Origin of the sequence: Paraburkholderia sp. PGU19 (assembly GCF_013426915.1) — a bacterium.
Lineage (GTDB): Bacteria > Pseudomonadota > Gammaproteobacteria > Burkholderiales > Burkholderiaceae > Paraburkholderia.
The window spans coordinates 2,358,319-2,379,214 of sequence record NZ_AP023180.1 but is presented as its reverse complement, the minus strand read 5'-3'; the positions used below and the strand labels follow the sequence as shown (position 1 = coordinate 2,379,214).

16 protein-coding genes are annotated in these 20,896 nt (G+C 64.8%); 9 read left to right on the top strand and 7 right to left on the bottom strand.

Annotation, left to right across the window (positions count from 1 at the left end; all coding sequences use genetic code 11):
• Positions 1-20: 20 nt before the first annotated feature.
• Positions 21-695 (top strand): molybdate ABC transporter permease subunit, encoded by a 675-nt coding sequence (modB, locus tag H1204_RS28305; protein WP_180723266.1) that lies wholly within the window; start codon positions 21-23, stop codon positions 693-695.
• A gap of 1 nt (position 696) precedes the next feature.
• On the top strand, positions 697-1,398 hold the full coding sequence (locus H1204_RS28300; protein WP_180731771.1) for an ATP-binding cassette domain-containing protein: 702 nt from the start codon (positions 697-699) through the stop codon (positions 1,396-1,398).
• Positions 1,399-1,416: 18 nt separating this feature from the next.
• On the opposite strand, the gene H1204_RS28295 is transcribed toward H1204_RS28300, so the two are convergent.
• Together H1204_RS28295 and H1204_RS28290 are read right to left on the bottom strand one after the other, a co-directional pair.
• A complete protein-coding gene (locus tag H1204_RS28295; RefSeq protein WP_180731770.1) occupies positions 1,417-2,253 on the bottom strand; it encodes a TOBE domain-containing protein in 837 nt (278 codons plus the stop codon).
• A gap of 95 nt (positions 2,254-2,348) precedes the next feature.
• On the bottom strand, positions 2,349-2,732 hold the full coding sequence (locus H1204_RS28290; RefSeq protein ID WP_180731769.1) for a tautomerase family protein: 384 nt from the start codon (positions 2,730-2,732) through the stop codon (positions 2,349-2,351).
• Between the two features lie 98 nt (positions 2,733-2,830).
• On the opposite strand from H1204_RS28290, the gene H1204_RS28285 reads away from it, so the two are divergent.
• The gene (locus tag H1204_RS28285) at positions 2,831-3,682 is read left to right on the top strand and encodes a LysR family transcriptional regulator (protein WP_180731768.1); all 852 of its coding nucleotides are present in this window, start codon (positions 2,831-2,833) and stop codon (positions 3,680-3,682) included.
• Positions 3,683-3,696: 14 nt separating this feature from the next.
• Here the strand turns inward: H1204_RS28285 and H1204_RS28280 are convergent, their stop codons facing one another.
• Entirely contained in the window at positions 3,697-4,107 is a 411-nt protein-coding gene (locus H1204_RS28280; protein WP_180731767.1) for a hypothetical protein, read from the bottom strand.
• 104 nt (positions 4,108-4,211) lie between these two features.
• Here H1204_RS28280 and H1204_RS28275 point away from each other — a divergent pair, with 104 nt between their 5' ends.
• The gene (locus H1204_RS28275; RefSeq protein WP_007582627.1) at positions 4,212-4,649 is read left to right on the top strand and encodes an antitoxin Xre/MbcA/ParS toxin-binding domain-containing protein; all 438 of its coding nucleotides are present in this window, start codon (positions 4,212-4,214) and stop codon (positions 4,647-4,649) included.
• Positions 4,646-5,347, top strand: coding sequence for an RES family NAD+ phosphorylase (locus H1204_RS28270; RefSeq protein WP_180731766.1), 702 nt, complete (start codon positions 4,646-4,648; stop codon positions 5,345-5,347). Before H1204_RS28275 ends, H1204_RS28270 begins: the two co-directional genes overlap by 4 nt.
• Positions 5,348-5,386: 39 nt before the next feature.
• Here the strand turns inward: H1204_RS28270 and H1204_RS28265 are convergent, their stop codons facing one another.
• The 4 genes from H1204_RS28265 to H1204_RS28250 all read right to left on the bottom strand — a co-directional run bounded on the left by H1204_RS28265 (position 5,387) and on the right by H1204_RS28250 (position 10,030).
• Positions 5,387-6,124, bottom strand: a complete 738-nt coding sequence (locus tag H1204_RS28265; RefSeq protein ID WP_180731765.1) for a metallophosphoesterase — start codon at positions 6,122-6,124, stop codon at positions 5,387-5,389.
• Positions 6,125-6,296: 172 nt separating this feature from the next.
• Positions 6,297-7,733: a cytochrome c gene (locus H1204_RS28260; protein ID WP_180731764.1), complete on the bottom strand. Its 1,437-nt coding sequence runs from the start codon at positions 7,731-7,733 to the stop codon at positions 6,297-6,299.
• A gap of 13 nt (positions 7,734-7,746) precedes the next feature.
• Positions 7,747-9,348 carry a GMC family oxidoreductase gene (locus H1204_RS28255; protein WP_180731763.1) on the bottom strand — a complete coding sequence of 534 codons (1,602 nt, stop codon included), beginning with the start codon at positions 9,346-9,348 and terminating at the stop codon, positions 7,747-7,749.
• Between the two features lie 115 nt (positions 9,349-9,463).
• Positions 9,464-10,030, bottom strand: coding sequence for a sugar dehydrogenase complex small subunit (locus H1204_RS28250; RefSeq protein ID WP_180731762.1), 567 nt, complete (start codon positions 10,028-10,030; stop codon positions 9,464-9,466).
• A gap of 375 nt (positions 10,031-10,405) precedes the next feature.
• On the opposite strand from H1204_RS28250, the gene H1204_RS28245 reads away from it, so the two are divergent.
• From H1204_RS28245 to glgB, 4 genes are all read left to right on the top strand, one after another.
• A complete protein-coding gene (locus H1204_RS28245; protein ID WP_180731761.1) occupies positions 10,406-11,056 on the top strand; it encodes a DUF1345 domain-containing protein in 651 nt (216 codons plus the stop codon).
• A gap of 494 nt (positions 11,057-11,550) precedes the next feature.
• Positions 11,551-14,994 (top strand): maltotransferase domain-containing protein, encoded by a 3,444-nt coding sequence (locus tag H1204_RS28240; RefSeq protein WP_180731760.1) that lies wholly within the window; start codon positions 11,551-11,553, stop codon positions 14,992-14,994.
• Positions 14,991-18,449 (top strand): maltose alpha-D-glucosyltransferase, encoded by a 3,459-nt coding sequence (gene treS, locus H1204_RS28235; protein WP_180731759.1) that lies wholly within the window; start codon positions 14,991-14,993, stop codon positions 18,447-18,449. The genes H1204_RS28240 and treS overlap by 4 nt, the downstream gene beginning before the upstream one ends.
• Entirely contained in the window at positions 18,442-20,667 is a 2,226-nt protein-coding gene (glgB, locus tag H1204_RS28230; RefSeq protein WP_180731758.1) for a 1,4-alpha-glucan branching protein GlgB, read from the top strand. Before treS ends, glgB begins: the two co-directional genes overlap by 8 nt.
• The last annotated feature ends 229 nt before the right edge of the window (positions 20,668-20,896 follow it).

Here is a 20,896-nt window from a genome sequence, read left to right as displayed (position 1 = left end):
CAAAGCACGACGCCTAAATCATGGAACAGGCCTGGATTCCGCTGATGCTGTCGCTGAAGGTCGCGGGGTGGGCGACGGCGCTGAACATCGTGTTCGGCGTCGCGGCCGGCTTCGGACTGGCGCGCTGGCACTCGGGCGCGCGTGACCTGATCGACTCGCTGCTGACGCTGCCGCTCGTCATGCCGCCGACGGTGCTCGGCTATTACCTGCTCGTGCTGCTCGGACGGCGCGGCGTGTTCGGCGCGTGGCTCGACCGCTTCGATATCCAGCTGGTGTTCACGTGGCAAGGCGCGGTAATTGCGTCGATGGTGGTGGCGTTTCCGCTCGTGCTGAAGTCGGCGCGGGCCGCGTTCGAATCCGTCGATCCCCAACTGGAACGCGCCGCGCGCACGCTCGGCATCAGCGAAACGGCGATCTTCTTTCGCGTGACGCTGCCGCTCGCGTCGCGCGGCATTCTCGCGGGCGCCTTGCTCGCGTTCGCGCGCGCGCTCGGCGAGTTCGGCGCGACGCTGATGATCGCGGGCAATCTGCCGGGCCGCACGCAGACGCTGTCGGTTGCCGTCTACGCCGCCGTGCAGGCGGGCGACGACAGCACGGCCAATTTCCTCGTGCTCGTGACCTCGGTCACCTGCGTCGTGATTCTCGTGCTCGCGGGCCGGCTCGTGCCGCAACACTCGCTGATGACGTCCCGCTGACATGCCGCTCACCGTCGATATCCGCAAAACGCTGCGCACGGCCGAACGTCAGTTCACGCTCGATGTGTCGTTCACCGCGAGCGCGCAACGCATGGTGCTGTTCGGGCCGTCGGGTGCGGGCAAGAGCCTGACGCTGCAGGCAATCGCCGGCCTGCTGCGTCCCGACGAAGGCCAGATCGTGCTGCACGGCGACCCGCTCTTCGACAGCGCGCGCGGCATCGACCAGAAGCCGCAGGCGCGCCGTCTCGCCTACCTCTTTCAGGACTACGCGCTGTTCCCGCATCTGAACGTGCGGCAGAACATCGGTTTTGGAATGCACACAGGCTGGTTGAATCCGGGGAGACGTTTTTCACATCCGCAGATCGACTACTGGCTCGACGCGCTCGATCTGAAAACGGTGGCCGGTCATCACCCGGCGCAGCTTTCGGGCGGGCAAAAGCAACGCGTGGCGCTGGCGCGGGCGCTCGTCGCGCAGCCGCGCCTGTTGCTGCTCGACGAGCCGTTTTCCGCGCTCGATTACGCGCTGCGCGCGCGCATGCGGCACGAACTGTCCGACCTGCAGACGCGGCTCGACATTCCCATGCTGTTGATCACGCACGATCCCGACGATGTCGCCGCATTCGGCGATCAGGTCGTGCAGGTGTATGACGGCAGCGTGCGCGAGAACGCGCCGTTCGCGGGCTATCCGCGCACGGTGTCCTAGCAGACCGCGCCGCCCTAGTTAAGCCTGGGCCGTCACGCCCAGAATCACGCTCGACGCCTTGAACGCGGCCACGAGCGCCTGCCCTTCGGCGATGCCCAGTTCCGCGACGCTCTCATTCGTGACGACGGCCGTCACGACTGCGCCGCCCTCGAGCGTCAACGACACTTCGGCATTCACGGCGCCACGCTGCACGGCCGATACCGTTCCGCGCAGGCGATTACGCGTCGACAGTCGTTCCGCCGAACCGTCGCCTGCAACCAGCAGCACCGACGACGCCTTGACGAGCGCGACCGCCTCCGCGCCGACGGCAAGTCCCAGCGTCTCCGTGCTTTCGTGCGTGACGACGGCGACGACGGACTGCCCGCCGGGCAATGCCAGCGAGACTTCATCGTTGACCGTGCCGCGCTGGATCGCGCTGACCTTGCCGTACCACTGGTTGCGCGCGCTCGCCTTCATGCCGATTCGGCCGATCAGTTGCCAGTCGTCGGAGAAACCGGCGATCGCCGCGCCCGCGCGTTCGAGAAACAGCCGGTGCTCGCGCTCGACAGCACGAAACGTGTCAATCAGCGTGAGCGCGCGCGGCGTGAGCCTCGTGCCGCCGCCGCCCTTGCCGCCCGTCGAGCGGATCACGAGTGTTTCGCCCGCGAGGTTGTTCATCGCGTCGACGGCATCCCACGCGGCCTTGTAGCTCATGCCGATGGCTTTGGCCGCGCCCGTGATCGAGCCCGTTTCGCCGATCGCCGCCAGCAGCGCAATGCGCTGCGTGCCGCCGAGCGCCTGCTCGCCGGAGCGGAACCAGACGGAACCGCCAAATTGCAAATCGTCGTGGGAAGCGTCGTTGTTATCGGATGTCATGGCTCGCGTGCGCGTCGGCTGAAGAACGGATGAAGGTGCAAACCATTATAGCGACGCACCTTCCGCCGACCGCACGCAAGCCGTGGCGCGAACGCTCAGAGCGCGTACTGCGCGATCCCGTTGCCGAACGACCAGTTTTCCTTCAGCACTTCGACGAGATTGATAAACACATCCTCGCGCCGCACGCCCGGATGCTCGGCGAGGTTGTCGGCGATGCGCTTGTAGAGCGCTTTTTTCTGCTCCTGCGTCCGGCTGTTGGTCACGGTGAGCTGGATCAGCACGAAATCGTCGCTGCGCGCGATGCCAAGATAGTTGCGGTCATAGACGAAGTTGCTGTCGTCGTGCTCGGTGATGACCATGAAGATGTCGTCCTCGGGGACGTTGAACTCGGCGATCAGCGCGCGCTGGATGCCTTGCGTGAGCGCCTGGCGATAAGCAGCGGGCTTGCCGGCGCGAACTGAGATGCGGGTGAAAGGCATGTCGAACTCCTATGAATGACCAGAAAGTGCATTCAGGTTAGTTCGCGCCTATCATAATGAACAGATATGGCTGAATATTTCATCTATTTTCATCTGAAATGAAAGTACTCGATCTCGATGCAGTGCGCGCTTTCGTACTGGTCGCGGATTTGCGCAGCTTCACCCGCGCCGCAGACGCTCTCGACACCACGCAATCCGCCGTCAGCCTCAAGCTGAAACGGCTCGAAGCGCATCTGGGCAAGCCTTTGCTGGAGCGCACGCCGCGCGTCGTGCGGCTGTCGGATCATGGCCAGGCGTTTCTCGACGGCGCACGCGACCTGCTGGGCGCGCACGACCGCGCGCTCAGCGCGTTATCCGCCGACAGACGGCGACTCGCGCTGGGCTTGAGCGAGCATGTGGCGGGAACCGACCTCGCGGCGCTGCTCGCGCGCGTCAATGCCCATGATCCGGGGCTGGTGCTGGAACTGCACATGGGGTTGTCGGCGACGCTGTTGCAGCAGTTCGACGAACGGCGGCTCGATGCCGTGGTCGTGCGCTCGGAGCCCGACGACGTACCGCGCCAAGACGGCCAGTTGCTCTTCACCGAGCCGCTGTCGTGGCTCGCGACGCCAGAATGGCAGCCCCGCGCGGGCGAGCCGCTGCCGCTGGCGCTGCTCGCCGCGCCCTGCAACGTGCGCTCGATCTCGCTGCGCACGCTGGACGGCGCGGGCATCGCGTGGCGCGAGGCGTTCGTCGGCGGCGGCGTGCAGGCCGTCGGCGCAGCGGCTGCGGCTGGGCTCGCCGTGTCGCCGCTGGCAAGGCGGGTCGCGCCGCGCGGACTGGTCGATTCAGGTGCGCGGCTTGGATTGCCGGCGTTGCCGGAATCGCGTGTGACGTTGCACTCGCGCGTGCGCGACGCGCGTTCGGTCGAGTCGTTGAGGCTCGTGGCGAACGGGTTGATCGCGCAGTGAGGCGCTGACGGAAGCTAGTGGAGGATCGGCGGAAGTTCGCGCGGGGGTTGTGCGCTGCTGATTTGCGGCGCGCTCCTCTGCGCCACCTGGTGAGGCTTGGCCGCTGCCACGACTGGTTTTGCGCGCGCAGGCTTTTGCGATGAATCTTGCGGCGCAGGCGCATGAGCCGTTTTGACGGCGGCGCTAGTCTTTTTGGTTTTCCCAGACGGGATGGAAGCCTTTGCTGCCACCTTCACGTGCGGCGTGGAATTGCCCTGATGCACGGCTTTCGCCGCACCCGAACCAGCGGAACTAGCCGCATGCTTCGAATGCCTCGCGTGCTGCGCGGCCTCAGGCGGATTCCACACTTCCTTGTACTCGGCGCGCGCCGCCATCGACACGCACAGCAAACCAACCGATACCCACACCTTCGAACGCAGCGACACCGCAGTCTCCGTGCAAAAAACTGGAGGCCGGATTATACAGCCGCGCTTGCATTAATCCACATATAGACTAAGATGTTAAAAAAGTTCAACTCAGGACTCCGATCATGTCTTCCGCTGCCCATTACTCGAGCGCCGAACGACCGTTGCGACGACCGCCCGCCGAACCCTCCATGGCGGACATGTCCGCCGCCGGTCTGCGCGCGTTCTTCAACATCGCGCGCGACTGGGAGTTGAGCGCCGAAGAGCAGATCATCCTGCTCGGCTCGCCGGGCCGCTCCACCTTCTTCAAATGGAAGAACGCGCCGCAAACGGCGCGCCTCGGCCGCGACACGCTGGAGCGGCTGTCTCTTCTGCTCGGCATCTACAAGGCGCTGCAAATCCTGCTGCCGCAGCCTGCCGCCGCCGATACATGGATCAAGCGCCCCAACAGCGCGCCGCCATTCGGCGGCCGCCGCGCGCTCGACCGCATGCTGGCGGGCAACATCAGCGACCTCGTGGCCGTGCGCCAGTATCTCGACGCAATGCGAGGCGGCTGGGCGTGACTGAACTGCAATGGCAAGACCAATGGCGTGTGGCTTCGCTCGCCTGGACACCTGCGTTCCGCGTGATCCCCACGCGCTTTCCCGCCGTCAACCTGTTCGACCGCGTCGCGTCGCCCGAAGACTTCGAAGCACTCTACGCGCTCGAAGCCATGACCAACGACCGAGTCCGCACCGAAGTCGGCGATCTCGATCTCGTGCCGCGCGAGGAACGGCGCTTCGGTCCCGGCTACGGCCCGATCATGGCCGCGCTCACGCATCTGAATCCGCAAGGCAGCCGCTTCTCGGACGGCTCGTACGGCGTGTTCTATTGCGCGCGCTCGCGCGAAACCGCGATCGCTGAAACGCGCTATCACTCGGGTCTTTTCCTCGCCGCCACGCAGGAGCCGCCGATGCGCCAGCAGATGCGCCTCTACACGGTGATGGCGCAAGGCGGCGTGGTGGACCTGCGCGATGCGGGATCGGTCGATGCATCGGTGCTGTCGCCGAACGACTACACACCCGGCCAGGCGCTCGGCCGCGCGGCGCGCGAGGCGGGCGCGCCGGGGATCGTGTATCCGTCGGTGCGGGACGCGGGTGGCGAATGTCTCGCCGCGTTCAAGACGACGCTGCTGCGCGACTGCCATCACGCGGCGTATCTGGAATACAACTGGAACGGCAGTGCCGTCGATATCGTCTTCGAACTGAATCAGGTGGGGTAAAGGCAGCGGCGCCGGAAGCGCTTGAGCACATCAAAGCGCTCAAGGCAGCGCCAGCGCCGAAGCGCCGACCGAGCGCGCCAGTTCGACCGTCACCGACCAGCGCTTCGTCGTGCGCGCCTCGACGAGGGTCAACTTGCCGCCGGGACCGAATGCGCCTGTATCGATGAACATCTGCGCGCCGATCTGCTGCACTTCGCGCACGGGCGTATGGCCGCAATAGGTGAGCGACAGCCCAAGCTGACGCATCGGATCGCCGGCGCCCATGGCGAGGCTGCGGCCCCACAGCAATTGCTGGCGGACTTCTTCGGAGAGGGTGTCGGCGTCGAGTTCGGCGTCCGAGCCGAGAAATTCCGCATGCAGCACGTTGAAGCGCTCGCTGCCCGAGCCGATCACGCGCACGAGCGGCAGCGCGCGCAGACGCCGCGCATAGACGCGCAGCCGTTCGATGGGCACCTCCACGCTCCACAGGCCGCCGATTCCATACCACCACTGCTTCTTCAGCTTGCCTTCTGCAACGGCGCAGAGCGCGTCCTCGTGATTGCCGAGCACGGCATGGAACCAGGGCTTGTCGAGCAGCGCCAGCGCCTCTTCCGACTGCGAGCCGCGATCGACCAGATCGCCGACCGAGAACAGCCGGTCGCGCGACGGATCGAAATCGACCTCGCGCAACAGGAAGCGCAGCGCGTCGACGCAGCCGTGCAGATCGCCGACGACGAAATCGCGTCCGGTCCGGTTGACGGGATGATGTTGGACGACGGTGACAAGTGTGGAATCCATAACACCATGATAGTGCGAGCGCGCAAGCCCTGTATGCGCGGCATCTCGCGTTCGCACGCCGTTCGTGAGCAGGATTCGTGCGAATCGCATAGGCGCTTGCCAGCTTCGCGCGTTCGCACCGCGCCAAAATGCAGACGCCCGTCGCCACGCTCACAGGACGATCACTGCGCCGTCACTGCGGCACGGCGCGCAGGCTGCCGACCTGCTCGGCGCTCAGCGTCGATCGGGGATTGCCGAACTGCTTCGTCACGTAGTTCGTGACGGCGGCGATCTGCGCGTCGGTCAGTTCGCGGTCGAACGCGGGCATCAGCACGTCGGCGTCTTTCGTCGTGCGATGCACGCCGTGCAGGATCACCATCGCCAGATTGTTCGCGTCGCTCGCGCCCGCGACGCTGTTATGGATCAGCGACGGATATGCGCCCGGCGCGCTCGCGCCGACGCCCTCGCCCGTCCAGTGGTGGCAGCTCGCGCAGTTCGCGAGGAATAACTGCGCGCCGTTTATGCCGTCGATCCGCGCGCCGCGCAACGCGACGGCGTCGCTCGCGGGCGAGCCCCATGCGGCACGCGCGCGCGACTCGCCCCGGTCGATGGGCTCGAGCGCGCGCAGATAGATGGCGATCGAGCGCAGGTCGTCACCGTTCAGATACTGCGTGCTGTTGGAGACCACGTCGGCCATCGGGCCTGCCGCGCTCGCGCGGCCCTGCGCAATGCCTGTCGACAGATAGCTGGCGATCTCCTGATCCGACCAGCCGCCGATCCCGCTCGTCTTGTGCGGCGTGATGTTGTACGCATGCCAGCCGGCCTGGATCGCACCCGACAGACGTTCACCCGTTTTCAGGCCCTGCGTGAAGTTGCGCGGCGTATGGCACTCCTCGCAATGCGTGAGCCCTTCGACCAGATACGCGCCGCGATTCCATTCGGCGCTCCGCTTCGGGTCGGGCACGAAGCGCCCTTCGTCGAAGTTGAGCAGGTTCCAGAAGACCATCAGCCAGCGCTGGTTGAACGGAAAGCGCAAATCGTTCGACGGCGGCGTGTAGCGCACGGGCACCACCGTGTTCAGATACGCGCGGATCGCCTGCACGTCCTGATCGGTGACCTTCGTGTATTCGACATACGGGAACGCCGGATAAAGCCGCTGGCCCTCGTTGCCGATGCCTTCGTGCATCGCGCGCATGAAGTCGGCGTCCGTCCAGCGGCCGATGCCCGTGTCCGGATCGGGCGTGAGGTTCGGCGTATAGATCGTGCCGAACGGCGTGCTGATCGCGCGGCCGCCCGCGAACGGACGCCCCTTGTCCGACGTATGGCAGGCGATGCAATCGCCCGCGCGCGCCAGATATTCGCCGCGCTTGACGAGATCGGGGCCCAGACCCGTCGCGCCGCCTGCAGGCGCGCTGGCCTGCGCGACGGCCTCGCCGAGCGGCGATTCGTCGGTGTGGCGCGGCTCGGCGTCGTAGACTTCGAGCCACGCGAGATACAGCGCGAACAGCGAGAACGCCGCCGCGAGCGCCGCCATCTTCCATACCTGGCGGCGCGCTTTGAGCGCCGCGCGCCGGCTCGCGGAGAAAACCGCCGCATCGAGATTGCCGCCGTGTCCGTCTGATCGTTTCATAGGCAACGGACCCTCAGATTTCGCGCTTGAGCTTGTCGGCAAGCTTCAGCGACAGCGCCGCGATCGTCAGCGTGCAGTTCACCGACGCCGCGCCCGGCATCACGCCGCTGCTCGCAATGAACAGATTCGGGTGATCGTGCGTGCGGCAGTCGGCGTCGACGACGGAACTGGCGGCGTCGCTGCCCATGATCGTCGTGCCCATGATGTGATTGTTCGGCGCGAAGGTATCGTCGAACGAAACCTCCGTGCCGCCGAACAGCCCGGCGATCTGTGCATACAGTTCATGCGTGTGCGCGGCGCTTTTCTTCACGTAATCGTTGATCGAGTAGTAGATCTCGGGCTGCGCGATGCCGAGCGCGTCCTTGTGATCGGTGGAAGGCACGATGCGGTTCTGCGGCTCGGGCAGATGCTCGTGAAAACTGTTGATGGTCACCATGCGCGCGGCGCGGTCGCGAATCTGCCGGTCCAGTTCGGCGCCCGTCATTCCGCCTTTAAGGAGGGCCGAGGCGATCGCCATGGTCGGCACACCGTTCGACACGTGCAGCTTCTTCGCCGCGTACTCCGAGCGGAACGCGCCGTCGCGGAAGTTCACCACCGACGTCATCTCCATCGGCCCGCGCCCCGGCCACAACGATTCGTTCGCGAGAAACGTGACGCCCGTGCCGGGATGATCCATCAGGTTACGTCCCACCTGATCGGATCTGTTGCCGATGCCATGCGGGAAGGTGTCGGAGGTCGACATCAGCATCAGCTTCGGCGTCTCGATGCCGTTCGCCGCGAGCACAAACAGCTTGCCCGTCACGCGCGTGCTGTTGCCGTTCGGGTCCTTGTAGTGAACGGCCGTGATGAGCCCTTTGTTGTCCGCCTCGACACGGTAGACGACGGCCTGCGCCATCAGCTTCGCGCCCGCGCGTTCGGCCTTGTCGGCATGCACGATGCCGTTGTACATCGCGCCGATCGGACAGATCGGCATGCAGTTGTTGTTGCCGCAGCAGGTGGGGCGCGCGTCGTACGGACGGCTGTTGCGCGCGACGGGCTCGGGCACGACCTTGAAGCCGTTCGCGTTGAGCACGATGGAGAAACGCTGGTCCATGTACGACAGCGGCAAGGCCGTCATCGGATAGGGCTTCGAGCGCGGCGAGCCGAGATCGACGGATGCATCGGGACCGGACACGCCCAGTTGCACTTCAGCGGCGTAGTACCACGGTTCGAGCGTTTCATACGGATAAGGCCAGTCGCGGCCCACGCCGTACAGCTTCTTCAGTTGAAAGTCCGACGGCAGCAGACGCCACGTCGCAGCCGCCCAATGCCAGGTGGTGCCGCCGACCAGCCGCACATACTGCGAGTTGTACGGATAGTCGCCCTTCTGGATCAGATAGTTGTTGGCGGGCGAGTACTGCGGATGCGGCGCGTAAGGCGTCGACGGATACGGCGACGCGAAGTCCGATTTCGCAGGCGAATTGCGGAAGTTCTCGACGATCTGCCCGCGCTGCAGACGCGGCCCGGCTTCGAGCAGGATCACCGAGGCGCCCGCGAGCGCCATCTGATGCGCGATGAGACTACCCGCGACGCCCGAGCCGACTACGACGACGTCGGCGGAATTTGCGTTTGCCATGCTTGCCTCTTCGGTGCCCTCTTATTTGTCTGCTGGCTTATGTCTGCTGTTTGTTGTTCGCAAGCGCCGCGTACGAATGCAGTGAGAGCGGACGCACGACGCCATGCGCAGCGGCTCACGCATTCGCCGGCTTGTGTGTCCAGTAGAAAGGCACGTCGCGACAGTACGACGGGATCGTCAGGATGTCTTTGACGGGTTCGAACATCAGCGCGCGTTCGAACGCGATGACCTGCACGTTCGGCATCTCGCCGACGAGACCGAGATACCACGCGCGCGTGATCGCGCTGACGGTCTTCGCGAGCTGCGGCTGGTCGGTCTGCAAGGCCTGCGTGACCACGTCCGACGGTACGCCGCCATGCGTCTGCAGCCAGGTGTTGAGCGCGGCGACGTTCTGCGTGAACTGGCCATCCGCTCTGGACAATGCGTCATACGCGCGTTTGCCGTGCAGCGGGTCGAAGCTGGCGTGGCCTGTGAGCTTGCTGGACAGCGCGATGAATGCGTCGAAGCCACCGCCTGCGGGCGGCGGCGTGTCGGCGAAAGCAGGCGAAATGCCAATGATGCCGGGCCCTGCACCATAGCGCCCGGCCGACGCAAACGCGAGGCCGGCAGCCGAAGCGAACGCGCCGAGCAGCCACGCACGGCGGCGCGGCGAGCGCGCAGCGTGTCGATCAACATCTGTCATGGGGGCTCCAGATGATGTGTGTATTCGCCTGGCGTGCGCCGCGTCCGGCTGTTGGCCGAACCATGCGTGCACGCCGGGCGTCCGCCCCAAAACTGGTCTTGCGCCGCTGTCTCGCGGTCTCTGATACCCGGGCGCGGCAGAAAATCCCTGCCGCCCTTGCATGCTCGCCGTTCGCTGCGCGCGAGAACGAAGCAACGGGTGAAAGCCGCATGCAAGGCCACTGAGCAAAACTGTGGGAAAACTATAACGTCCCGGCACCCGTTTCGACAAATCATCCAGCATGCCCCCGGTAGAATCGCCGCAACCTCCAACACGACTTTCGAATATGCATCGAGACATACCGATGTCACACCCCGCTGCCAGGAGCGCGCACCCATGACTGTCTATCCGCAGGTATTGCGCAACCGGCCGCGCATGGTCACGGGCTTCGTGCTCGGCGTAGTGGTCGGCTTGCTGCTCGCCAGCGCGCACATGCGCCCGATGATCCGCGTGCTCGTCTCGTGGGATGTCGCCGTGTGGACCTATCTCGCGCTGATGTGGCTGGAGATGGCGCGCGCCGATCACGATCGCGTGCGCGACATTGCGCAGCGCGAAGACGAGAACGCGGGTGTCGTGCTCGCCATCGTTTGCCTCGCGACGCTCGCGAGCGTGGCCGCCATCGTGCTGGAACTGGCGTCGTCGAAAGGCAGCACGGGCGTATCGCACTACATCGTGACGGGCGTCACGCTGATCGGCGCGTGGTTCCTGATACCGACCATCTTCACGCTGCACTACGCGCGCCTGCACTTCGCCACCGACGTCCAGGAAACCGCGCTGAAGTTTCCCGACCACAAGCTCGATCCGAACTATTGGGACTTCCTGTATTTCTCGTTCACGATCGCCGTCGCGTCGCAGACATCGGACGTCGTGCTGCGCTCGCGCGAGATACGCCGCGCGGCGCTCGCGCAGTCGGTGCTGTCGTTCTATTTCAACGTGGCCGTGCTCGGGCTGTGCATCAACATGGCGGCGGGTTTGCTCGGGTCGTAGCGGGCCACGCTGACAAAACCCATCGCGCGCGAAGTCCGTTCGAAGCCCTTTCCCGGCCGCGCGCCCACGGCTATGGCAACATGGCATGTAACAGCCGCCGAAGACACGCCCTAATTACACGTCTTCCTTCGGTTTCGCGGCGTCATTCGTATGAACGACGCCGCTCCCGCATCTTTTTCGTCGTGCCGTACCAGGCTGCACCGGCCGTCCTTGCACGCGTCTCGCCGCTTCAGCCGTGACCTTGCTGTATCGCTTTCTGGCATACCGCTTGCTCCTTGACCGCCTGTTGATTGATTCCGGACAGACGACATGCAGCGCGTCGCAGACTCTTTGAACTGACGCGCCGCCTGTCGATCAATGAATGCACTACATTGAGCAGTACGCGCCGTCGCAGGACGCATCGCGCGGCATCCGGCTCTGAAGCCTAATAGGCGGTCGTGATCGCACGAATGTGCATCCACGCCGCACAGCAGGACGAAATCTGGAAACGACCGATGGAAGCTCCTCACGCCTATGCGCCGCGGATTTACTTCGTTCATTCTCCCCTTGTCGGACGGCTGGATGCGTGGCCTGCGCAGTTCGAGCATGCCGCCGCGCTCGGTTTCGATCATGTGCTGATCGGCGGGCTGTTCCAGCCGGGACAGGCCGGTCACGCGCAGATCGTCAGCGATCATGCGCGGCTGCATCCCGCGCTGGCTAGCACCGAGAGCGCGCACGACGTGCTGCAGCGTCTCGCCGAGACGGCGAGCCAGCATGGCCTGACGCTGCTCGTCGATCTCGTGATCGACCGCGCCGCGGCCGACGGCCATCTGTTCCGCGAGCACCGCGACTGGTTTCATCCGTTCGAGCCGGAAGAGGCGCGGCTCGATCCGCGCCACGCGCGTCACGAAGACAACGTCGCGTATGCGAACTTCAACGACGAGCACACAGCCGCGCCGCTGCTCGACTGGTGGGCGCAGACGCTCGACGCGCTCGCGGACGCGGACATTGGCGGATTCCGCTTCGATTCGCCGCACCGCGTGCCCGCCTTCGCGTGGCGGCGTCTGCTCGATGCCGTGCGCGCGTCGCGCCATCCGACCTCACGCTTTCTTGCCGCAACGCCCGGCCTCGTGCGCTCGGACGTCGCCGCGCTCGAAGGCGTGGGCTTCGACGCCGTGTTCTCGTCGTCGCGCTGGTGGGACTTCCGCGCGCCGTGGATGCTCGACGAGCATGCACTGCTGACGCGTATCGCTTCACCCGTCGCCTTTCCCGAAGCGCCGTACGGCACGCGGCTCGCGGCGGACCTCGAACATGTGCACGATTCCGCAATCGTCGAGCGCGCGTACCGCCGCGCCTTGCTGACGGCTGTTTCGACGGGCACCGGCTGGATGATGCCGATGGGGTTCGAATACGGCATCGCCGAACCGATCTCGCATACCCTCGGCGACGCCGCCCACTACGCGAGCCTGCGCGACGCGGCGCGCTTCGATCTCTCCGAGCGCGTGCGTCACGCGAATGCCATCGCACGCGACACCTGGTCGCTGCAAACCAATGGCGAGCTGCGCTCGCTGTCCGGCCCGGACACGCACGCCGCGATCCTGTTGCGCGGCGATCAGCGCGATTTGCGCGACGCGGGCGAAGCCGTGATGATCGCGATCAATCCGGAACTGGGCACGCCCGTGCGCGTCGAGCCCGCGCGTGTTCTCGACGGCGTGCCGGGCGGCTTCACGCGTTTCGTGCCACTCGGCACCGATTCGCGCGGCGCGCCGCAGCCGCTCGCCGCCTTCACGCTGGCGCCGGGTGCGTGCCGCCTGTTCCGCGCGGTCGCCGAGAAGCCGATCGTGCTCGCGCCGCCCATCGACAAAAAGAGCACCAAGACCTCGGGGCACAAGAGCGTGCTCGATGCGATCGCGGGCTCGCGTGTCGCGATCGAAAGCGTGTCGCCCGCCGTCGATCACGGACGCTTCCCCGCCAAGCGCATCGTCGGCGAACGCGTGCACATCACGGCAGCGGTGTTTGCCGAAGGCCACGACAAGATCGCCGCCGCCGTGATCTGGCGCGCCGCCGACGAAACCGCCTGGCACGAAGCACCGATGACGCCCGCTCAGCCCGCCGGCAACGACATCTGGGAAGCGCGCATTCCGCTCGAACGCATCGGGCGTCACGAATACACCGTGATTGCGTGGCGCGACGATTTCGCGTCGCTCGTCGATCACATGCAGAAGAAGCTGAAGGCGGATCAGTCGGTCGATCTCGAAGTCGAAGAGGCGAAGCATCTGTTCGCGCTCGCGCTGGCTGAAACGGAGACGGTCGAAGGTTCGCAGCGGCAGCAGCTCGAAGCGATCGTCAAGGAATTCATGAAGGCGGACACGGGTGAACGCCTCGCGATCGTGCTGGCGCCCACCACGGCGGACGCGTTCGCCGCCGCGCGTCACCGGCCGGGACTGTCGCGCGACCCTATCGTGTATCGCATCGACGCCGAACGCGCGGGCGCGCGCTTCGCCAGCTGGTACGAGATCTTCCCGCGCTCGATGAGCGACGACGAGCATCGGCACGGCAACTTCGACGACGTTACGGCCAAACTGCCGCGCATCCGCGACATGGGCTTCGACGTGCTGTACTTTCCGCCGATTCATCCCATCGGCATCGCCAACCGCAAGGGCCGCAACAACACGCTGACGCCGGGCCCGGACGACGTGGGCAGCCCGTATGCAATTGGCGGCGAAGCGGGCGGCCACGATGCCGTGCACCCGCAGCTCGGCACGCTCGACGACTTCAAGCGCATGCTCGCCGCCGCGCACGATCACGGCCTCGAAATCGCGCTCGACTTCGCGATCCAATGCTCGCCCGACCACCCGTGGCTGAAGCAGCATCCCACATGGTTCGCGTGGCGTCCCGACGGCACGCTGCGTTACGCCGAGAACCCGCCGAAGAAGTATCAGGACATCGTGAACCCGGACTTCTATGCGCGCGACGCGAAGCCCGATTTGTGGATTTCGCTGCGCGACGTGATCCTGTTCTGGATCGATGCAGGCGTGCGTATCTTCCGTGTCGACAATCCGCATACGAAGCCTTTCCCGTTCTGGGAATGGATGATCAACGACGTGCGCACGCGGCATCCCGATGTGATCTTCCTTTCGGAGGCGTTCACGCGTCCGCACGTGATGGCGCGGCTCGCGAAGCTCGGCTTTTCGCAGTCGTACACATACTTCACATGGCGCGAATCGAAGCGCGATTTCACCGAGTATCTGACGCAACTGACGCAAACCGATCTGCGCGAATTCTTCCGGCCGAACTTCTTCGTCAACACGCCGGACATCAACCCGCGTCATCTGCAGTCGCAAGGGCGTCCTGGCTTCCTGATTCGCGCCGCGCTCGCGACCATGCTGTCGGGACTGTGGGGCGTGTATAGCGGCTTCGAGCTGTGCGAAGCCGCCGCGCTGCCGAACAGCGAAGAGTATCTGGATTCGGAGAAGTATCAGATCCGCGCATGGGATTGGAACCGACCCGGCAACATCGTGCGCGAGATCACGGAGCTGAACCGCATTCGCCGCACCAACCCGGCGCTGCACTCGCATCTGAATCTCACGTTCCTGCCCGCGCACAACGAGAGCATCCTGTTCTTCGAAAAGGCCACGCCGGCGCGCGACAACGTGATCGTCGTCGCGATCAATCTCGATCCGTACAACGAGCAGGGCGCGGATATCGAGTTGTCGTGGAGCACGTTCAACGGCTGGGGCCTGCACGATCAAGGCACCGTCGACGTGATCGATCAGATGACGGGCGAGCGGTTTCAATGGCATGGCAGATGGCAACACGTGCGGCTCGATCCCGGCACGCGGCCGTTCGCGATCTGGCGCATCGCGCCCGCGACCGGCCTGCCGCGCGACGCTGTTCCCGATGAAAGCGACACGCATCGGGCCGCCCACGACACGACATTCAATGAAGGTGCGATATGAAACGTGACGATCCCGCCGAAAGCACGTCGCAGCATTTCACCGACACGACCGCCGAGGCCGCTCCAGCGAAGCCGCGCCCGTCGCGCCGCGCCAAGGTGTCGACGCTCGCCGACGATCCGCTCTGGTACAAGGACGCGATCATCTACCAGGTGCACATCAAGTCGTTCTTCGATGCGAACAACGACGGCGTCGGCGATTTCCCCGGCCTGATTGCGAAGCTCGATTACATCGCGGAACTCGGCGTCAGCGCGATCTGGCTGCTGCCGTTCTATCCGTCGCCGCGCCGCGACGACGGCTACGACATCGCCGATTACAAGAGCGTGCATCCCGACTACGGCACGATCAGCGACGTCAAGCGCTTCATTCAGGAAGCGCACGCGCGCGGACTGCACGTGATCACCGAGCTTGTCATCAACCACACGTCGGACCAGCATCCGTGGTTCCAGCGCGCGCGCCGCGCGAAGCCCGGTTCGAACCATCGCAACTACTACGTGTGGTCCGACACGGACAAGAAGTACGAACAGACGCGCATCATCTTTATCGATACCGAACCGTCGAACTGGACGCATGACCCCGTTGCGGGCCAGTACTACTGGCATCGCTTCTACTCGCACCAGCCCGACCTGAACTTCGACAACCCCGCTGTGATGCGCGAAGTGCTGCAGGTGATGCGCTTCTGGCTCGATCTCGGCATCGACGGGTTGCGGCTGGATGCCGTGCCGTACCTCGTCGAGCGCGAAGGCACGAACAACGAGAACCTGCCCGAAACGCACGCGATCCTGAAGAAGATTCGCGCGACCATCGACGCCGAATACCCGAACCGGATGCTGCTCGCCGAAGCGAACCAGTGGCCGGAAGACGTGCAGGAATACTTCGGCAACGAAGACGAATGCCATATGGCGTTCCACTTCCCGCTGATGCCGCGCATCTATATGTCGATTGCGAGCGAGGACCGCTTCCCGATCACCGACATCATGAAGCAGACGCCGGATCTCCCCGAGACGAACCAATGGGCGATCTTTCTGCGCAATCACGATGAACTCACGCTCGAAATGGTGACGGACTCCGAGCGCGACTACTTGTGGAACACGTATGCGAGCGACCGGCGCGCGCGTTTGAACCTCGGCATCCGCCGGCGCCTCGCGCCGCTGATGGAGCGCGACCGCCGCCGCATCGAGCTGATCAATTCGCTGCTGCTGTCGATGCCGGGCACGCCCGTCATCTATTACGGCGATGAACTCGGCATGGGCGACAACATTCACCTCGGCGACCGCGACGGCGTGCGCACGCCGATGCAATGGTCGTCGGATAGAAACGGCGGCTTCTCGCGCGCCGATCCCGAACAACTGGTGCTGCCGCCCGTGATGGGCTCGCTGTATGGCTTCGACGCCGTCAACGTCGAAGCGCAAAGCCGCGATCCGCATTCGCTGCTCAACTGGACGCGGCGCATGCTCGCGACGCGCCGCTCGAAGCACACATTCGGGCGCGGCACGATCCGCTTCCTGAAGCCAAGCAACCGCAAAATCCTCGCATATCTGCGTGAACTGCCGGGCGAGCCGCCCATTCTGTGTGTCGCGAATCTGTCGCGCGCGCCGCAGGCGGTCGAACTCGACCTGTCCGAATTCAACGGCGCCGTCCCCATCGAAATGACGGCGGATTCGGTGTTCCCCGCGATCGGGCAACTGACGTATCTGCTGACGTTCCCGCCGTACGGCTTCCTGTGGTTCCTTCTTTGCGAAGGCGGCGGCCGTCCGACATGGAGCCAGGCGCCGTCCGAACCACTGCCCGATTTTGTGACCATCGTGATCCGCGAAGGTCAGGCGGGACCAACGCCAGAAAACGTGCGGCTGCTCGAATCGGAAGTGCTGCCGTCGTGGCTGGGACGCCGCAGATGGTTTGCATCGAAGGATCAGAAGATGCATGCCGTGCGCCTCGCCGCGCTCACGACGATCCCCGAAGCGGGCTTCGCGTTCACGGAGATCGAAGCGGATGTCGGCAACCACACCGAGCGTTACGTGCTGCCGCTCGCGATCACGTGGGGCGCCGATACGACCACACCGCTCTTCATGCAACTCGCGCTGGCGCGCGTGCGCCGTGGGCGTAACGTCGGCCATCTGACGGATGCGTTCGCGCTGCCGCAGTTCGCGTACGGCACGCTGCGCAAGCTGCGCGAGCGCGCCGCCGTGCCGACTTTCCAGAAGAGCACGATCCATTTCATTCCGACCGACCGTTTCGCCGAACTCGATCTCGGCGATGCGCCGGAAATCCGCTGGCTCGCCGCCGAGCAAAGCAACAGCTCGCTCGTGATCGCCGACAAGATCGTCCTGAAGCTCGTGCGGCGCCTGTTGAAGGGCATGCATCCCGAAGCGGAAATGAGCCGCTATCTGACGCAGCTCGGCTACGCGAACACCGCGCCGTTGTATGGCGAAGTGGTGCGCGTCGATCCGGAAAACGTGCCGCATACGCTGTGTATCCTGCAAGGCTTCGTCGACAACCAGGGCGACGCGTGGAACTGGGCGCTCGACACGCTGCGCCGTTCGATCGACGAACTCGCGCTCGCCGTCGATGGCGCCAACAACGAGAACCAGGCAAACCAGGACCGCGTGAACGAGGAAGAAGCGACGGAAGGCTACGCGTCGTACATGGGCATCATCGGCAAGCGGCTCGGCGAATTGCACGTCGCGCTCGCGACGTCATCGGACAATCCGGCATTCGATCCCGAACTCGCTGACAGCAAGCAGGTGCAGGCGTGGATCGACGGCACGCAGAAACTGCTTGCCTCCGCGCTCGAACTGCTCGAGAAGAACGTCGATCAGCTCGGCGAAGATGCCGCACTGCTCGGCCGCAGCGTGCTCGACCGCAAGGACAAGCTGGTCGAAGCGGTATCGAAGCTCGTGAAGCCCGACGCGCATGCGCTGCGCACGCGCATTCACGGCGACTTCCATCTCGGCCAGGTGCTCGTGGCGCAAGGCGACGCCTTCCTGATCGACTTCGAAGGCGAGCCGGCGCGCGAACTCGAAGAGCGCCGCGCGAAGTCCAGCCCGCTGCGCGACGTCGCGGGGCTGTTGCGTTCGCTGTCGTATGCGAGCGCCGCCGCGCAATCGACGATGGAAGCCGCGCCGCAGATGACGGCCGACCGCAAGCGCGCGCTGTTCGAGCGTTTCCGCGCCGCCGCTGCCGAAGCGTTCCTCACCGAGTACCGCGCGGCAACGCAAGCCGCGTCGCAACGGCTCGTCGCGCCGGAGCACGAACAGGCGTTGCTCGATCTGTTCCTGATCGAGAAGGCCGCCTATGAAATCCGCTACGAGGCAGCCAACCGGCCGGCATGGCTCGGGTTGCCGGTGCGCGGCCTCGCCGCGCTGACGAGCCGCCTGCTAGGCGACACGGGCGCAGCGCCGCATTCGCCGGCGGCTGCCTCGGCGCCTCCCGCAGCATCAGAGGGCGATTATGAGTGAGCACTACAACGTTCAACTAGAGGCGGCCGGTCTGCATCGCGTGGATCTGGATGCGCTCGTCGATGCGCGCCATCACGATCCGTTCTCGCAACTCGGCATGCACGAAACGGGCGCCGGTCCTGTCGTGCGCGTGATGCTGCCGAACGCGGCACGCGTCTCGGTGATCGCGCGCGACGACGGCAGACTGCTCGGCGAACTGGAGCAACTGCATCCGGGCGGCCTGTTTGCGGGTCCCGTCAGCGAAGCCGTGGCGTATCGCTTGCGGATCGACTGGCATGGGTCGGTTCAGGAGATCGAGGACACGTATTCGTTCGGCCCCGTGCTCGGCGACGAGCCGTTGCAGCGCGTCGCGTGGGGTGATCCATACGCGGTGCTCGAATGCCTCGGCTCGCGGCCGTACACGGTGGATGGCGTGCCGGGCGTGCGCTTTGCCGTGTGGGCGCCGAATGCAAGGCGCGTGTCGGTGGTGGGCGACTTCAATTCGTGGGACGGCCGCCGACATCCGATGCGGCTGCGCCATCAGGCCGGCGTGTGGGAACTGTTCGTGCCGCGCATCGGCGCGGGCACGCGCTACAAGTACGAGATGCTGACGCGCGACGGCCATCCGTTGCCGCTCAAGGCCGACCCGTGCGCGATGCAGACCGAGAAGCCGCCCGCGACGGCGTCCGTGGTCGCGCACGTCGAAGACGTCGAGCGTTTTCCGTGGACGGATGGCGACTGGATGCAGACACGCGCGTCGAAGCAGACGGCGCAATCCGCGATCTCGATCTACGAGGTGCATGCGGAATCCTGGCTGCGCGTCGCGGAGGAAGGACATCGCGGGTTGAACTGGTCCGAGCTGGCGGACCGCCTGATTCCGTATGCGAAGGAAATGGGCTTCACGCATATCGAGTTCATGCCGATTGCCGAGCATCCGTTTGGTGGATCATGGGGATATCAGCCCTTGTCGCAGTTTGCGCCATCGGCGCGCTTCGGCACGCCGGAGCAGTTCGCGGGCTTTATCAATCGCGCGCACGAGGCGGGGCTCGGCGTGATACTCGACTGGGTGCCCGCGCACTTTCCGAACGATGCGCACGGGCTGATCGAGTTCGACGGCACGCCTTTATACGAGCATGCCGATCCGCGCGAAGGCTATCACCAGGACTGGAACACGATGATCTACAACCTCGGCCGCAATGAGGTGAGCGCGTTCCTGATCGCATCGGCGCTGGCGTGGCTGAAGCGCTATCACGTCGATGGCTTGCGGGTGGATGCTGTTGCGTCGATGCTGTACCGCGACTATTCGCGCGCGGCGGGCGAGTGGGTGCCGAATATTTATGGCGGGCGCGAGAACCTCGAATCGATTGCGTTTTTGAAGCGGCTGAATCACGAAGTGCAGCATATGCCGGATGTGCATGGCGCGATCACGATCGCTGAGGAATCGACGGCATGGCCGGGTGTGACGGCGCGCACCGAGGATGGCGGGCTTGGCTTCCAGTTCAAGTGGAACATGGGGTGGATGCACGATACGTTGCACTACGTGGAAGAGGACCCGATTAACCGTCGATGGCATCACCACAACATGACGTTCGCGATGGTGTATGCGTATTCCGAGAAGTTCGTGCTGCCGCTTTCGCACGACGAGGTCGTGCATGGCAAGGGATCGCTGCTGGGCAAGATGCCGGGCGACCGCTGGCAGAAGTTTGCGAATCTGCGCGCGTACTTTGCGTTTATGTGGGCCCATCCGGGCAAGAAGCTGATGTTCATGGGCGGCGAGTTTGGGCAGATGGCCGAGTTCGATCACGATGGGTCGCCGCATTGGCATCTTCTCGATGATGAATTGCACCATGGGGTGCAGCGGCTTGTGCGGGATTTGAACCGGCTTTATCGCGAGGAGCCTGCGTTGCATCGGCTCGATACTGAGCCGGGTGGGTTTGAGTGGGTCATCGGTGACGATAGCGCGAATTCGGTTTTTGCCTGGCGGCGCATGGATGGCGCGGGGCGTGAGGTGATTACGGTTTGCAACTTTACGCCGGTGCCCCGGCATGGATATCGGATTGGGATGCCCCGGGCGGGTCGGTGGGTTGAGGTTTTGAATTCCGATGCTGGGGTTTATGGTGGGTCGAATGTTGGAAATGGTGGTGTCATCTATACAGATGACGTCGCGGCGCATGGGCGGCCGCAGTCGGCCTCGTTGGTGCTGCCGCCGCTTGGGACTGTCGTGCTTCGGGCAGATTAGGGGTTGGGGTTTTGTTTCTCTGCGAGGCTGGTGGGGTGGGTTTGGGGTTTTGGGGTTGGTGTTTTGGACTTTGCGCTGGCATCCGCGTTTTGCCTTCGTGGTTCAGGCGTCGCCGTTCGGTGTTTTGAACTTTGCGCTGGCATCCGCGAATTGTTATCTAGCTTCACGCGTCGCCCCTGTGCGGGGCGGCACCTACTTTTCTTTGCCGCCGCAAAGAAAAGTAGGCAAA